Source organism: Xanthobacter oligotrophicus (genome assembly GCF_008364685.1).
GTDB classification, from domain to species: domain Bacteria; phylum Pseudomonadota; class Alphaproteobacteria; order Rhizobiales; family Xanthobacteraceae; genus Xanthobacter; species Xanthobacter oligotrophicus.
In genome coordinates this window covers 159,131-173,948 of record NZ_VTTL01000003.1, presented here as the reverse complement: position 1 = coordinate 173,948, position 14,818 = coordinate 159,131, and the positions used below count along the sequence as shown (strand labels likewise).

The 14,818-nt window shown below is 66.7% G+C and carries 13 protein-coding genes; 9 read left to right on the top strand and 4 right to left on the bottom strand.

Annotated features, from left to right (window positions below; all coding sequences use genetic code 11):
- Positions 1-233: 233 nt before the first annotated feature.
- The 8 genes from FZ033_RS05810 (at position 234) to FZ033_RS05775 (ending at position 9,566) form a co-directional block, all read left to right on the top strand.
- Entirely contained in the window at positions 234-869 is a 636-nt protein-coding gene (locus tag FZ033_RS05810) for a GntR family transcriptional regulator (protein ID WP_149575426.1), read from the top strand.
- Between the two features lie 46 nt (positions 870-915).
- On the top strand, positions 916-2,670 hold the full coding sequence (gene oxc / locus FZ033_RS05805; RefSeq protein ID WP_149575203.1) for an oxalyl-CoA decarboxylase: 1,755 nt from the start codon (positions 916-918) through the stop codon (positions 2,668-2,670).
- Positions 2,671-2,806: 136 nt separating this feature from the next.
- Positions 2,807-4,084 carry a formyl-CoA transferase gene (gene frc, locus FZ033_RS05800; RefSeq protein WP_149575202.1) on the top strand — a complete coding sequence of 426 codons (1,278 nt, stop codon included), beginning with the start codon at positions 2,807-2,809 and terminating at the stop codon, positions 4,082-4,084.
- 92 nt (positions 4,085-4,176) lie between these two features.
- Positions 4,177-4,623 (top strand): PAS domain-containing protein, encoded by a 447-nt coding sequence (locus FZ033_RS05795; RefSeq protein ID WP_149575201.1) that lies wholly within the window; start codon positions 4,177-4,179, stop codon positions 4,621-4,623.
- A 127-nt stretch (positions 4,624-4,750) separates the two neighbouring features.
- Entirely contained in the window at positions 4,751-6,004 is a 1,254-nt protein-coding gene (gene frc, locus FZ033_RS05790; protein ID WP_149575200.1) for a formyl-CoA transferase, read from the top strand.
- A gap of 478 nt (positions 6,005-6,482) precedes the next feature.
- Positions 6,483-7,685 (top strand): ADP-forming succinate--CoA ligase subunit beta, encoded by a 1,203-nt coding sequence (sucC, locus tag FZ033_RS05785; protein WP_149575199.1) that lies wholly within the window; start codon positions 6,483-6,485, stop codon positions 7,683-7,685.
- Positions 7,685-8,569 carry a succinate--CoA ligase subunit alpha gene (sucD, locus tag FZ033_RS05780; protein WP_149575198.1) on the top strand — a complete coding sequence of 295 codons (885 nt, stop codon included), beginning with the start codon at positions 7,685-7,687 and terminating at the stop codon, positions 8,567-8,569. The genes sucC and sucD overlap by 1 nt, the downstream gene beginning before the upstream one ends.
- 223 nt (positions 8,570-8,792) lie before the next feature.
- The gene (locus tag FZ033_RS05775; protein WP_149575197.1) at positions 8,793-9,566 is read left to right on the top strand and encodes a fumarylacetoacetate hydrolase family protein; all 774 of its coding nucleotides are present in this window, start codon (positions 8,793-8,795) and stop codon (positions 9,564-9,566) included.
- Between the two features lie 73 nt (positions 9,567-9,639).
- Here the strand turns inward: FZ033_RS05775 and FZ033_RS05770 are convergent, their stop codons facing one another.
- The 3 genes from FZ033_RS05770 to FZ033_RS05760 form a co-directional block, all read right to left on the bottom strand.
- Positions 9,640-9,891: a GlsB/YeaQ/YmgE family stress response membrane protein gene (locus FZ033_RS05770; RefSeq protein ID WP_149575196.1), complete on the bottom strand. Its 252-nt coding sequence runs from the start codon at positions 9,889-9,891 to the stop codon at positions 9,640-9,642.
- Between the two features lie 201 nt (positions 9,892-10,092).
- Positions 10,093-12,753, bottom strand: a complete 2,661-nt coding sequence (ppdK, locus tag FZ033_RS05765) for a pyruvate, phosphate dikinase (RefSeq protein ID WP_149575195.1) — start codon at positions 12,751-12,753, stop codon at positions 10,093-10,095.
- Between the two features lie 111 nt (positions 12,754-12,864).
- A complete protein-coding gene (locus FZ033_RS05760) occupies positions 12,865-13,005 on the bottom strand; it encodes a DUF3096 domain-containing protein (protein ID WP_149575194.1) in 141 nt (46 codons plus the stop codon).
- A gap of 383 nt (positions 13,006-13,388) precedes the next feature.
- On the opposite strand from FZ033_RS05760, the gene FZ033_RS05755 reads away from it, so the two are divergent.
- Positions 13,389-14,249, top strand: coding sequence for an MBL fold metallo-hydrolase (locus tag FZ033_RS05755; protein WP_149575193.1), 861 nt, complete (start codon positions 13,389-13,391; stop codon positions 14,247-14,249).
- A gap of 20 nt (positions 14,250-14,269) precedes the next feature.
- Here the strand turns inward: FZ033_RS05755 and FZ033_RS05750 are convergent, their stop codons facing one another.
- Positions 14,270-14,770: a TIGR00645 family protein gene (locus FZ033_RS05750; protein WP_188079325.1), complete on the bottom strand. Its 501-nt coding sequence runs from the start codon at positions 14,768-14,770 to the stop codon at positions 14,270-14,272.
- Between the last annotated feature and the right edge of the window lie 48 nt (positions 14,771-14,818).

The window sequence follows — 14,818 nt, the reverse complement described above, 5'->3', positions numbered from 1 at the left end:
AAGCCCAGCAATGCTGCGGTGCGCAATCGAATCTCCGGGCGGCGGGATTGCGTTGGCGTTATGAAGACCGTATACAGTATTTCACGGAGTTGGACCGCCTCGCCAGAAGGTGGCCGTTCCAGGGAGAGGAAGCCAAGGTCGTGCATCAACTGCCAGTGCATCAGACCCCCGCGCCGGTCACGGACCCTCCGAAGCTCAACGTCGAGCCGCTGGAGGCTGCCTCGAGCCTGCGCATGCTTGCTTACGATGCGCTCAAGCGAGCCATCACCCAAATGGATATCTACGGCAGTGCCGCCGAGTTCCGGCTCGACGAGCGCCAGCTCTCCGAGACGCTCGGGGTGTCGCGCACGCCGATCCGCGAGGCCATGACGGTCCTGGAGCAGGAAGGTTTCGTGCGTTCGGTGCCGCGCCGGGGCATCTTCGTGGTGCGCAAGACCAAGCGCGAGATCCTCGACCTCATCGTGGTCTGGGCGGCGCTGGAAGGCATGGCGGCGCGGCTTGCCGCGACCCAGGCCTCCGACGACGAGATCGCCAGCCTGCGGCGGCTGTTCAACGAATTCGAGGCCTCGCCGCCGGCGAGCCCCATGCACGAATATTCGCAGGCGAACATCGCCTTCCACCAGGCGGTCATCCGCATGGGAGGCTGCCGCCTGATCGTGGACATGACCGGGAACCTGTTCCTGCACATGCGCGCCATCCGCGCGGTGTCGGTGCGGCAGGAGAACCGGTTTGAAATCTCCATGCGGGAACACATGGCGATCATCGACGCGCTCGAGCACAGGGACCCAGATCTCGCCGAGCGCCTGGTGCGGGAACACACCATGGGCCTTGCGGCCCATGTGGAGCGGCACGGTGTCTTTCCCGAATAGGCCGAGAACAAGCCAAACCGGGACGACGCGCTGAAGGAGACGCCTCATGGCAACGGCGGAAAAGACCAAGATCGAAGACAACGTGGTGCATCTCGACCCCGCGGCCGAGCAGGAGCTCACCGACGGCTTCCACCTCGTCATTGATGCCCTGAAGCTGAACGGCATCGAGACCATCTACGGCGTCCCCGGCATCCCGATCACCGACCTCGGCCGCATGGCCCAGGAGGAGGGGATCCGCGTCATTTCCTTCCGTCATGAGCAGAATGCCGGCAACGCGGCGGCCATCGCCGGCTTCCTCACCAAGAAGCCGGGCGTGTGCCTCACCGTCTCCGCGCCGGGCTTCCTCAACGGCCTGACCGCGCTGGCCAACGCCACCACCAACTGCTTCCCGATGATCCTCATCTCCGGCTCGTCCGAGCGCGAGATCGTCGACCTCCAGCAGGGCGACTACGAGGAGATGGACCAGCTCGCCATCGCCAAGCCCCTGTGCAAGGCGGCCTTCCGCGTGCTGCACGCGGCCGACATCGGCATCGGTGTGGCGCGGGCCATCCGCGCGGCGGTGTCGGGTCGTCCCGGCGGCGTCTATCTCGACCTGCCGGCCAAGCTGTTCTCGCAGGCGATGGACGCCGAAGCCGGCGCGAAATCGCTGGTGAAGGTGATCGACGCGGCCCCGGCGCAGATTCCCTCGCCCGCCGCCGTGGACCGCGCCATCGACCTGTTGAAGGGCGCCAAGAAGCCCCTCATCATCCTCGGCAAGGGCGCCGCCTATGCCCAGGCGGATGAAGAGATCCGCGCGTTCGTCGAGAACAGCGGCATCCCCTTCCTGCCCATGAGCATGGCCAAGGGCCTCCTGCCCGACACCCATCCCCAGTCCGCCGGCGCCGCGCGCTCGACCGCGCTGAAGGATGCCGACGTGGTGCTGCTGGTCGGCGCCCGCCTCAACTGGCTGTTGTCCCACGGCAAGGGCAAGACCTGGGGCGACAAGCCCAAGCAGTTCATCCAGGTGGACATCGAGCCCCGCGAGATGGACTCCAACGTGGAGATCAAGGCCCCTCTGGTGGGCGATATCGGCTCCGTCATCGCGGCGCTGAACGCCCGCATCGACGGCAGCTGGCAGGCCCCGCCCGCTGAGTGGGTGGAGGCCATCCGCTCCAAGAAGGAAGCCAACATCGCCAAGATGGCGCCGAAGCTGCTCAAGAATTCGGTGCCCATGGACTTCCATTCGGCGCTCGGCGCGCTGAAGAACGTCATCAAGGAGCGGCCCGACGCCATCCTCGTCAACGAGGGCGCCAACACGCTCGATCTCGCCCGCGGCATCATCGACATGCACCAGCCGCGCAAGCGCCTGGACGTGGGCACCTGGGGCGTGATGGGCATCGGCATGGGCTTCGCGGTGGGCGCGGCCGTGGAGACCGGCAAGCCGGTGCTCGCGGTGGAAGGTGACAGCGCCTTCGGCTTCTCCGGCATGGAGGTGGAGACCATCTGCCGCTACGAGCTGCCGGTCACCATCGTGATCTTCAACAACAACGGCATCTATCGCGGCACCGACACCGATCCCACCGGGCGTGATCCCGGCACCACGGTGTTCGTGCCCGGCGCCCGTTACGACAAGATGATGGAAGCCTTCGGCGGCGTGGGCGTGCATGTCACCTCCCCCGACGAGCTCTATCGCGCCGTGAGCGCCGCCATGGACTCAGGCAAGCCCACTTTGATCAACGCGGTGATCGATCCGGCGGCCGGCTCCGAGAGCGGCAACATCGGCTCGCTCAACCCGCAGAGCGTGGTCAAAAAGAAGAAGTGAGCTTTTCGACCCCATGAAACTGGCAGGCGGGACAAGTCCCGCCTGCCAAACCCGAAGACCAAGAACAAAAACAGTAAACCGGGAACGAGACACGAAAGCGGCGCAAAGTCGCAAGACCAGCCGGAGCGAGGACAAGATGGGCAAGGCACTAGAGGGGGTCCGCATCCTGGACTTCACCCACGTTCAATCCGGCCCGAGCTGCACCCAGCTGCTCGCCTGGTTCGGCGCCGACGTGATCAAGGTGGAGCGGCCGGGTGAAGGCGACGTGACGCGCGGCCAGCTGCGCGATGTCGGCGACGCGGACAGCCTCTACTTCACCATGCTCAATTCCAACAAGCGCTCCATCACGCTGGACACCAAGACCGCGGACGGCAAGGCCGTGCTCGAGGACCTGGTGCGGCGTTGCGACGTGCTGGTGGAGAATTTCGCCCCCGGCGCGCTGGATCGCATGGGACTGACGTGGGAGCGCCTGTCCTCCATCAATCCGCGCCTCATCCTCGCCTCGGTGAAGGGCTTCGGCCCCGGCCCGTTCGAGGACTGCAAGGTCTATGAGAACGTGGCCCAGTGCGCCGGCGGTGCCGCCTCCACCACCGGCTTCCGCGACGGGCCGCCGGTGGTCAGCGCGGCCCAGATCGGCGATTCGGGCACCGGCCTGCACCTGGCGCTGGGCATCGTCACCGCCCTGTTCCAGCGCGAGCACACCGGGCGCGGCCAGAAGGTGCTGTGCGCCATGCAGGACGCGGTGCTGAACCTGTGCCGGGTGAAGCTGCGCGACCAGCAGCGCCTCGGCCATGGCCCGCTCAAGGAATATAGCCAGTTCGGCGAGGGGGTCCCGTTCGGCGAGACCGTGCCGCGCGCCGGCAACGATTCCGGTGGCGGCCAGCCCGGGCGCATCCTGCGCTGCAAGGGCTGGGAGCAGGACCCCAACGCCTACATCTACTTCATCACCCAGGGTCCGGTGTGGTCGAAGATCTGCGATGTTATCGGCGAGCCGGAGTGGAAGACCAAGCCGGACTATGCGAGCCCGGCCGCCCGCCTGCCGCACCTCAACGAGATCTTCACCCGTATCGAGGCGTGGACCATGGCCCACACCAAGTTCGAGGCCATGGAGATCCTCAACCAGTACGACATCCCCTGCGGGCCGATCCTGTCCATGAAGGAGATCGCCGAGGACCGCTCGCTCTACGCCACCGGCACGCTGGTGGAGGTGGAGCACCCGGTGCGCGGCACCTACCTGACGGTCGGCAACCCCATCAAGCTCTCGGACAACCAGGTGGATGTGGAGCGCTCGCCGCTGCTCGGGGAGCACACGGACGAGGTGCTCTCCCAGGTACTGGGCCTCACCCCCGACCGCATCGACGCCCTGCGCCAGTCGGGTGCGCTCGGCGCGCCGCGCCGGATGGCGGCGGAATAGGTCATCGCGCCTCCGGGCGGCACCCTGAGGGGCCGCCCCTTGCCGCCGGCCGCGTGCCGGCGGGGAGCAAAAGGCAGGAAGGAACGGAAGTCATGACTGCGGCCCTAGATGTTGCTCAGCTGCTAGATGCCGTCGGAGACGCCATTGTCGTCTGCGACCAGGCCGGCGCCATCACGCTCTGGAACATGGGCGCCGAGCGCATGTTCGGCTTCGCGCCCGCCGAGGCCCTGGGCCAGTCGCTCGACATCATCATCCCGGAGCGCCAGCGCAAGCGGCACTGGGACGGCTACGACGTGACCATGCGCACGGGCGTCACCCGCTACGGGACCAGCCTGCTGCGCGTCCCTGCCGTCCACAAGGACGGCCACGCCCTGTCCATCGCCTTCACCGTCGCCCTCGTCCTTTCGGCCGACGGAAAGCCGACGCACGTCGCCGCGGTCATCCGCGACGAGACGGAGCGCTGGAAGGAAGAACGCAACCTTCAGAAGCGCGTCGCCGAGCTCGAGGCGAAGCTGAAGGCGACGGAACAAGCACAATAGCCGGATCAACCGGCACGGATCGGTTGATGGCGGCCCGGCCGCCGCGACCGGAGGTTTTCGGGACGAGAGGGCGCCACTGCCCGTCTTCTCCCGGTCTTAAGGCAACGCTTGATAAGGGAACGCGACCATGACGACCAAGCCGTTGGAAGGCATCAAGATCATCGATTTCACCCACGTCCAGGCCGGTCCCGCCTGCACGCAGCTCCTCGCCTGGTTCGGCGCGGACGTGATCAAGGTGGAGCGCCCCGGCTCGGGCGACGTGACGCGCAACCAGCTGCGCGACATCTCCAATGCCGACGCGCTCTACTTCACCATGCTGAACTCCAACAAGCGCTCCTTGACCCTCGACACCAAGACCCCCGCGGGCAAGGAAGTGCTCACGAAGCTTATCAAGGAGAGCGACGTGCTGGTGGAGAATTTCGGCCCCGGCGCGCTCGATCGCATGGGCTTCACCTGGGAGCACATCAACGAGCTGAACCCGGGCCTGATCGTCGCCTCGGTGAAGGGCTTCTCCGACGGCCACCACTATGAAGACCTGAAGGTGTACGAGAACGTCGCCCAGTGTGCCGGCGGCGCCGCTTCCACCACCGGCTTCTGGGATGGCCCGCCCACCGTGTCGGCCGCCGCCCTCGGCGACTCGAACACCGGCATGCACCTCGCCATCGGCATCCTCACGGCGCTCCACGCCCGCAACAAGACCGGCAAGGGCCAGAAGGTCGCCGTGTCCATGCAGGACGCCGTGATCAACCTGTGCCGCGTGAAGCTGCGCGACCAGCAGCGCCTCGACCGCGTGGGCTACCTTGAGGAATACCCGCAGTATCCGAACGGCACCTTCTCCGACGTGGTGCCGCGCGGCGGCAATGCGGGCGGCGGCGGCCAGCCGGGCTGGGTGCTGAAGTGCAAGGGCTGGGAGACCGATCCCAACGCCTACATCTACTTCACCGTGCAGGAGCAGGCCTGGGGCAAGGTGGCGGAAGCCATCGGCAAGCCGGAATGGATCAACGACCCGGCCTATTCCACCGCCCGCGCCCGCCAGGACAAGATCTTCGACATCTTCGCCACCATCGAGGAATGGCTCGCCGACAAGACCAAGTTCGAGGCGGTGGACATCCTGCGCAAGTTCGACATCCCCTGCGCGCCGGTGCTGACCATGAAGGAGATTGCCGAGGACGAGTCGCTTCGCAAGAGCGGCACCATCGTCGAGGTGGATCACAAGCAGCGCGGCAAGTATCTCACCGTGGGCAGCCCCATCAAGTTCTCCGACCTGAGCGTGGAAGTCACCGGCTCCCCGCTGCTCGGCGAGCACACCGACGAGGTCCTGTCCGAGCTCGGTTACTCGGCAGACCAGATCAAGTCCATGCACGAGGGCCGCGTGGTCTGATCGAGCACTCGGCAAACTCGGAAGTCGGCGGTAGCCGGCTTCCATTTTCCAAGGTTGGAACTCGGAAAATCCGGGTTCCAACTGTCCGCGCCCAGAAATCAGTCTCGACGTTCCGACATTCGAACGAGCGGCCCGGCAGGGCAGGCCGCCGCGCATGAAGCCCACCTGCCACGCAGCATGTCCTGTCGCAGAGTGGCGCCGCCGAACGTACCTGTCTTGCCGGCACTTTGGCGCTGAGCGCCCCCCGCCGGTCCCGCGTCGCCCCTGAGGGGCCGGCGATTTCACTCTGGAACCCCGCCGAGAGCGTCACGCCTGCGGCCCCGATTGGCGTCGTGAACTGGCGTCGTGTCGCATTGGTGCGCGGCCCGGAATGCGTGCACACTCCGACTTTGGTCGCAAGACCGAGGATGCAGGACGCAGCCGGAAGAGCCGCGCCCGAGGTCGCCGCATGCGCGGCCCTCGACGAGGGAGGAACCCCATGAACATTCACGAGTACCAGGCGAAAGCCCTTCTCAAGGAATTCGGCGTGCCGGTGTCCCGCGGCATCGCCGCCTTCACCGCCGAGGAAGCGGAAGCGGCCGCCGCGAAGCTGGGCGGCATCGCCTTCGTGGTGAAGGCGCAGATCCACGCGGGCGGCCGCGGCAAGGGCAAGTTCAAGGAACTGCCCGGGGAGGCCAAGGGCGGCGTGCGGGTGGTGAGGACCCCTGCCGATGTGAAGGCGAATGCTGCCGAGATGCTCGGCAATACCCTTGTCACCGTGCAGACGGGGCCGGAGGGCAAGCAGGTGAACCGCCTCTATATTGAGGAAGGCGCATCCATCGACAAGGAATTCTATCTGTCCATGCTGGTGGACCGCGCCACCGCGCGCGTCGCCTTCGTGGTCTCCACCGAGGGCGGCATGGACATCGAGGAAGTGGCCCATGCCACTCCCGAGCGCATCGTCACCTTCTCCGTGGACCCGGCCACAGGCGTGCAGCCCCTGCACGGCCGCAAGGTGGCGCAGGCGCTGGGGCTGTCCGGCGACCTCGCCAAGCAGGCGGTGGCGCTGACGGAAAACCTCTATCGCGCCTTCACCGACAAGGACATGAGCCTTCTGGAGATCAACCCGCTGGTGCTGACGCGGGACGATCGCCTCGTCTGCCTCGACGCCAAGGTGGGGTTTGATTCCAACGCCCTGTTCCGGCATCCGGAGGTGGTGCAACTGCGCGACGAGAGCGAGGAGGACTTCAAGGAGATCGAGGCCTCGCGCTACGACCTGTCTTATATCGCCCTCGATGGCACCATCGGCTGCATGGTGAATGGCGCGGGCCTCGCCATGGCGACCATGGACATCATCAAGCTCTACGGCCGCGAGCCGGCCAATTTCCTGGACGTAGGCGGTGGCGCCACCAAGGAGAAGGTGACGGCCGCCTTCAAGATCATCACCGCCGATCCCAATGTCGAGGGAATATTGGTGAACATCTTCGGCGGCATCATGCGCTGCGACGTGATCGCGGAGGGCGTCATCGCCGCGGTGCGCCAGATGGGGCTGAACGTGCCCCTGGTGGTGCGGCTTGCCGGCACCAATGTGGACGAGGGCAAGAAGATCATCCGTGAGTCGGGTCTGAACGTGATCCCGGCGGATGACCTCGATGACGCGGCGCAGAAGATTGTCGCGGCCGTGAAGAAGGAAGCTGCGTGATGTCCGTGCTTATCGACGCCAACACCCGTGTCATCACCCAGGGCTTCACCGGCAAGAACGGCACCTTCCACGCCCAGCAGGCCATTGCCTATGGCACCAAGATGGTCGGCGGCACCTCGCCGGGCAAGGGTGGCACCACCCACCTGAACCTGCCGGTGTTCGACACCGTGATCGAGGCGAAGGAGAAGACCGGGGCCGACGCCTCCGTCATCTACGTGCCGCCGCCCGGCGCCGCCGACGCGATCCTGGAGGCCATCGACGCCGAGATCCCGCTCATCGTGTGCATCACCGAGGGCATCCCGGTGCTGGACATGGTGAAGGTGAAGCGGGCGCTGTCGGGCTCGAAGTCCCGCCTCATCGGCCCCAACTGCCCCGGCATCGTGACGGCGGGCGAGTCGAAGATCGGCATCATGCCGGCCAACATCTTCAAGACCGGCTCGGTGGGCGTGGTGTCGCGCTCGGGCACGCTGACCTATGAGGCGGTGTTCCAGACCACGCAGGAAGGCCTGGGCCAGACCTCTGCGGTAGGCATCGGCGGCGACCCGGTGAAGGGCACTGAGTTCATCGACGTGCTGGAGATGTTCCTGGCGGATCCGAAGACCACGTCGATCATCATGATCGGCGAGATCGGCGGCTCGGCGGAGGAAGAGGCGGCGCAGTTCATCGCGGACGAGGCGAAGAAGGGCCGCAAGAAGCCGATGGTTGGCTTCATCGCCGGCCGCACGGCGCCTCCCGGCCGCCGCATGGGCCATGCGGGTGCCATCATCTCGGGCGGCAAGGGCGGCGCCGAGGACAAGATCGCGGCCATGGAGGCGGCGGACATCCGCGTGTCGCCATCCCCGGCCCGTCTCGGCAAGACCCTCGTCGAGGTGCTCAAGGGCTGAGGTTCTCGGGCTGAGCGATCGCTGAGGACTGCTCTCTCGTATCCGCCATCCTATCCACCGTCATGCCCGGGCTTGTGCCGGGCATCCACGCCGGGCCGATTGCGACGTTCGGCGAGGTTCATCCCGGTCGATCCGCGTGGATGGCCGGCACAAGCCCGGCCATGACGGCCGTCTGAGGTAGCGCTGTGCTTCGCGCGCCCAATACATTCAAGAGGAAACACCCATGACCACCTGGCTGCGCTTCAGCGCCAACGGCACCACCGGCTTCGGCACCCTTGAGGGCGAGACCATCCTCGTCCACGACGGTTGCCTGTTCTCCGGCGCCAGCGCCACGGGCGCGCGCATCCCGCTCGCCGAGGTGACGCTGGAGGCGCCCTGCGCGCCCACCAAGATCATCGCCCTGTGGAACAATTTCCATCAGCTCGCGGCCAAGCTGAACGTGGCCGAGCCCGCCGAGCCGCTCTACTTGCTGAAGGCCGTGACCTCGGTGGCCGCTCCCGGCGCCACGGTGCGCCGGCCTGCGGCCTATTCCGGCAAGACGGTCTATGAGGGCGAACTGGGCATCGTCATCGGCAAGCCCACCACCAACGTTTCCGAGGACGAGGCGGCCGCCCACATCTTCGGCTACACGGTGGTGAACGACATCACCGCCGCCGACATCCTCAACCGCGACCCCACCTTCCCCCAGTGGGCGCGGGCCAAGGGCATCGACGGCTACGGCCCGTTCGGCCCGTGGATCGTCACCGATTTCGATCCGGCGACAGCCCATGTGCGCACCATCCTGAACGGGGCGGAGCGGCAGAATTATCCCCTCGCCGACATGATCTTCCCGCCGGCGCGCCTGGTCTCGCTGCTGTCGCAGGACATGACGCTGAACCCCGGCGACCTCATCGCCTGCGGCACCTCCATCGGGGTTGGCGTCATGAAGGAGCCGTCCAACGACATCGCCATCGAGATCGAGGGCATCGGCACGCTGCGCAACACCTTCGTGCAGTGACATCGCCCGCCTGCCCGCGCCGTGGCGGACCGGTCGTCCGGTCCGCCGGAGCCGTGATCGGATCGGAACGGGCCTATCGTCGGATCGCTCGCGCGCCGCCGATGAGGATGCACGCGCCGACCACGCCGGCGATGAGATAGCCCAGCCAGCCGCCGAAGTTGACGCCCAGCAGGCCGAAGAGGAAGCTCGCGATGGCGGCGCCGATGATGCCGAGGATGATATTCATGAAGAGGCCGGTGTCGCTCTTCATGACGCTCGATGCGATCCACCCGGCGAAGCCGCCGATGATGATGGCCGCGATCCAGCCGACCTGTGCGTCTTGCATGATGTGCCTCAACCGTTGGCGTCACCGTGAGGGTGACTGAGGCGAAACGGCCGAAGGCGCAGCTTGTTCCGGTGCCTGCCACCGGAACGCGAAAACAAAGAGGCCGCCCGGAGTGCTCCCCCGGGCGGCCTCTTTGTTTTCGCGTCTTGGTTGACGCGGTATTCGGACGAGCAGGGCCCGTCCGGATACCCGGACCCGGTCCTACTTCTTCAGCGCCGCCTGCGCCGCCGCGAGGCGGGCGATCGGCACGCGGAAGGGCGAGCAGGATACGTAGTTGAGCCCCACCTCGTGGCAGAAGGCCACCGAGGCGGGATCACCGCCGTGCTCGCCGCAGATGCCGAGCTTGATGTCGGGACGCGACTTGCGGCCGCGCTCGACGCCGATCTTCACCAGTTCGCCCACGCCGTCCACGTCGATGGAGACGAACGGGTCCACCTCGATGATGCCCTTCTGCACATAGGGGCCGAGGAAGGTGCCCGCGTCGTCGCGCGAGACGCCGAAGGTGGTCTGGGTGAGGTCGTTGGTGCCGAAGGAGAAGAATTCGGCGCCCTTGGCGATCTCCTCCGCGCGCAGGGCGGCGCGGGGCAGCTCGATCATGGTGCCCACCTGGAAGGTGAGCTTTTCGCCGCTTTCCTTCTCCACCGCCTCGGCGGTCTTGCGGATGACGGCGTTCACGATGTCGAACTCCGCCTTGGTGGCGATGAGCGGCACCATGATCTCCGGCACCACGGCCTCGCCGGTCTTCTTGGCGGCGATGATGGCCGCCTCGAAGATGGCGCGGGCCTGCATTTCCGCGATCTCGGGGAAGGCGATGGCGATGCGGCAGCCGCGGAACCCGAGCATCGGGTTGACCTCGTGCAGCTCCTTGTTGCGTCGCTCGATGCGCTCCACATCCACGCCGAGGCTCTTGGCCACCTCCTCGGTCTCCTCCGCGGTGTGCGGCAGGAACTCGTGGAGCGGCGGGTCGAGCAGGCGGATGGTGACCGGCAGGCCCTTCATGATCTCGAACAGCTCGACGAAGTCGTCGCGCTGCATGGGCAGCAGCTTGGCCAGCGCCGCGCGGCGGCCGGCCTCGTCGTCCGCGAGGATCATCTCGCGCACGGCCAGGATGCGGCCGGCATCGAAGAACATGTGCTCGGTGCGGGAAAGGCCGATGCCCTCGGCGCCGAACGAGCGGGCCATGCGGGCATCCGCCGGGGTCTCGGCATTGGCGCGCACCTTCAGCTTGCGCACCTTGTCGGCCCAGCCCATCAGCGTGGCGAACTCGCCCGACAGCTCCGGCTGGAGCATGGCGACCTCGCCGGAGAGCACCTGCCCGGTGCCGCCGTCGATGGTGATGTGGTCGCCCTTCTTGAACACCTGGCCGTTCACGGTCAGGGTCTGGGCGGCAGCGTCGATGCGCAGGGAGCCGGCGCCGGAGACGCAGGGCTTGCCCATGCCGCGGGCCACCACGGCGGCGTGGGAGGTCATGCCGCCACGCGCCGTGAGGATGCCCTGGGCCGCATGCATGCCGTGGATGTCCTCAGGCGAGGTCTCCACGCGCACCAGGATGACCTTCAGGCCCTTTTCCTTGGCCGCTTCCGCCTCGTCGGCGGTGAACACGATGGCGCCCGCCGCCGCGCCGGGGGAGGCCGGGAGGCCGGTGGCGATCACCTTGCGCTCGGCCTTGGGGTCGATGGCCGGGTGCAGCAGCTGGTCGAGGGCGGCGGGATCGACACGGCCGATCGCCTCCTCCTCGGTGATGAGGCCCTCGGCGGCCAGCTCCACGGCGATGCGCAGGGCGGCCTTGGCGGTGCGCTTGCCGGAGCGGGTCTGGAGCATCCAGAGCTTGCCCTTCTCCACCGTGAACTCGAGGTCCTGCATGTCACGGTAGTGGTTTTCGAGCACGTGGGAGATGCGCTCGAATTCCTTGAAGGCCTCGGGAAGGGCCAGCTCCATGGAGGGCTTGTCCGAGCCGGCGGCCTTGCGGGCCTTCTCGGTCAGGTCCTGCGGGGTGCGGATGCCCGCCACCACGTCCTCGCCCTGGGCGTTCACCAGGAACTCGCCGTAAAGCGCGTTCTCGCCGGTGGACGGGTTGCGGGTGAAGGCGACGCCGGTGGCCGAGGTCTCGCCCATGTTGCCGAACACCATGGACTGCACGTTCACCGCGGTGCCCCAGCTCTCCGGAATGGTGTGCAGGCGGCGGTAGGTGATGGCGCGGGCGTTCATCCACGAGCTGAACACGGCGCCGATGGCGCCCCACAGCTGCTCGTGGGGATCCTGCGGGAAGGGCTTGCCGAGCTCGGCCGCGACCTTCTCCTTGTACTTCACCACCAGCGCCGCCCAGTCGTCGGCGGACAGCTCGGTGTCGAGGTTGAAGCCCTTCTGGAGCTTGTAGTGCTCCAGGATCTCCTCGAAATGGTGATGGCTCACGCCCAGCACCACGTCCGAGTACATGGTGATGAAGCGGCGGTAGCTGTCATAGGCGAAGCGCCGGTCGCCGGCGAGCCTGGCCACGGCTTCCACGGTCTCGTCGTTGAGGCCGAGGTTCAGCACCGTGTCCATCATGCCCGGCATGGAGGCGCGGGCGCCGGAGCGCACCGAGACCAGAAGCGGGTTGGCGGCATCGCCGAACGATTTGCCGGTGAGCTGGCCGACCTGGGCCAGGGCGGCTTCCACGTCGCCCTTCAGCTCGGCCGGGTAGGTCTGGCCGTGTGCGTAATAATAGGTACACACCTCGGTAGGGATGGTGAACCCGGGAGGGACTGGCAAGCCGAGATTGGACATCTCGGCGAGGTTCGCGCCCTTGCCGCCGAGCAGGTTCTTCATGTCGGCTTTGCCCTCGGCCTTCCCGTCGCCGAAGGTGTAGACCCATTTCGTCATGTAGCTGATCCCTGTAGCTGGGATGTGCGGAATGGGCAGATGCTTAGCGTGCAGCGCACAAAGCAGCAACAGGGGCCAACGCCGCAGCCCCTGCCTGCCCCAGGCGGCGCCTCAGTGGCCGACGAGCCCCGTGAGACCGACGATGATGAGGTAGATCGCCACCAGAACGTTGAGAAGGCGCGGAAAGGCAAGGATGAGGACGCCTGCCGCCAGGGCGACCCAGGGCTGGATGATGACGAGGTTGAAAGACATTGTGAAATTTCCTCACGTCACGTGATTTATAGTCATCCCCCGCCAATGCTAGAGAATGGTCCGTTGGCGCGGAAGCGCTGGGGAGCCCGTGCGCGCGGGGAATCGCCCTTTGCCTGCATGCACGAAGGCGCAATCCGGACCCAGGCTGTCTTCGCCTGGGCGGACGGGGCTGGATTTTCGTCCATGCTGCGCCGCGGGAACACAGCCGCCACACGCGCGCTTTGCTCGGGTGGCGCTCACGGCGCCGTTACGTGGGGTGGCATTGCGCGGACGCGGTAACGGGCGACAATTGAAAGCATTCCGGTTTGCTCCCGCCTCTGGCGCCGGTCCGCGCGCCATACGCCGGCACGATCCGCGTGAGGCTCCGATCCCAGAGAGGCTCCATGGCCGCCTTTGCCCGCCCCCGGTTGGTCCTGCCCTTTCATGCTGCGATGCACAATCTATGGCGAGCCGCGCTGGCTGCTCTCGCCGCCTTGGTGCTGGTGCCGGGCTTCGCCGCCGCGCAGCCGGAGAAATGTCCCCGCATGGTGGCCGATCGCGCGCCGGTCCGCTTCGCGGCGCTGGACGGTGGTGGGCTGCGGCTGGCTGCGGCTGCGGGTCTCGTCCGGCTGACCTTTCTCGGCCACGCGAGCTTTCTCATCGAGAGCCCCGCGGGTGTGACCATCGTCACCGACTACAACGACTATATCCGCCCGCCCATTGTGCCGCGCGTGGTCACCATGAACCACGCCCACGACAGCCACTACACCGATGCGCCCGAGGCCGGGATTGAATACGTGCTGCGCGGCTGGAGCCCGGACGGGCGCGCGGCGCACTACGAGCTGACCCTCGACGACGTGTGGATCCGCAATGTGCCCACCAACATCCGGCGGGGCGCGGGCACCGAGTATGACGGCAATTCCATGTTCGTGTTCGAGGTGGCGGGCCTGTGCATCGCCCATCTCGGCCACCTGCACCATCTCTTGACGCCCGCCCACCTGGAGGCGCTGGGGCGCATCGACGTGGTGCTGGCGCCGGTGGACGGCTCCTACACCCTCGACATCGAGGGCATGGTGGAGACGCTGAAGGCCATCAACGCCCCCCTCGTGATCCCCATGCACTATTTCAGCGCGTGGGGGCTGGAACGGTTCCTGTCGCGCCTCGGCCGGGAGTGGCAGGTGGAACGCTCCGCCGACGCCAGCGTGATGCTGGCGCGGGAGACCCTGCCCAAGGCGCCGACCGTGCTGGTGCTGCCGGGGCGATAGGCCCGGCAGCGGGACCCGGCCTAATGCTTGTTGTTGGAGAGCTTGTCGGACCAGGCGAGGATAAGGCTCGAGCCGACGAACACCACATGGATGATCACGAGCCACATCAGCGTGTTCTCGTTCATCCCCTTGTCGATGTTCATGAAGGCCTTGAGCAGCTGGATCGCGGAGATGGCGACGATGGAGGCCAAAAGCTTCTGCTTCAGGCCGGTGAAATCCACCCGCGTCATCCATTCCGGCCAATCGGGATGGCCTTCGGGATCGATCTTGGAGACGAAGTTCTCGTAGCCGGAGAAGATGACGATCAGCACCAGGTTGCCGGTCAGCGTCAGGTCCACCAGGGCGAGGATGCCGAGGATGGTGTCGCTCTCGGTGGCGCCGGTAGCATGCGTCACGAAGTGCAGCAGCTCGCTGCCGAACTTGAACAGCAGCACCAGCAGGGACACGACGAGGCCGAGATAGAACGGCGCCATGATCCAGCGGCTGCGGAAGAGCACCGACTCGATCGCACGTTCCAGCATCGTCCCATCCCCTCCGTATCGACCCTGCGGGCCACCCCTGCCGCGTTG

Coding starts and splice junctions, on each gene's coding strand:
- FZ033_RS05810 (WP_149575426.1), top strand. CDS start 234: ATGCTTGCTTACGATGCGCTCAAGCGAGCCATCACCCAAATGGATATC.
- oxc (WP_149575203.1), top strand. CDS start 916: ATGGCAACGGCGGAAAAGACCAAGATCGAAGACAACGTGGTGCATCTC.
- frc (WP_149575202.1), top strand. CDS start 2,807: ATGGGCAAGGCACTAGAGGGGGTCCGCATCCTGGACTTCACCCACGTT.
- FZ033_RS05795 (WP_149575201.1), top strand. CDS start 4,177: ATGACTGCGGCCCTAGATGTTGCTCAGCTGCTAGATGCCGTCGGAGAC.
- frc (WP_149575200.1), top strand. CDS start 4,751: ATGACGACCAAGCCGTTGGAAGGCATCAAGATCATCGATTTCACCCAC.
- sucC (WP_149575199.1), top strand. CDS start 6,483: ATGAACATTCACGAGTACCAGGCGAAAGCCCTTCTCAAGGAATTCGGC.
- sucD (WP_149575198.1), top strand. CDS start 7,685: ATGTCCGTGCTTATCGACGCCAACACCCGTGTCATCACCCAGGGCTTC.
- FZ033_RS05775 (WP_149575197.1), top strand. CDS start 8,793: ATGACCACCTGGCTGCGCTTCAGCGCCAACGGCACCACCGGCTTCGGC.
- FZ033_RS05770 (WP_149575196.1), bottom strand. CDS start 9,891: ATGCAAGACGCACAGGTCGGCTGGATCGCGGCCATCATCATCGGCGGC.
- ppdK (WP_149575195.1), bottom strand. CDS start 12,753: ATGACGAAATGGGTCTACACCTTCGGCGACGGGAAGGCCGAGGGCAAA.
- FZ033_RS05760 (WP_149575194.1), bottom strand. CDS start 13,005: ATGTCTTTCAACCTCGTCATCATCCAGCCCTGGGTCGCCCTGGCGGCA.
- FZ033_RS05755 (WP_149575193.1), top strand. CDS start 13,389: ATGGCCGCCTTTGCCCGCCCCCGGTTGGTCCTGCCCTTTCATGCTGCG.
- FZ033_RS05750 (WP_188079325.1), bottom strand. CDS start 14,770: ATGCTGGAACGTGCGATCGAGTCGGTGCTCTTCCGCAGCCGCTGGATC.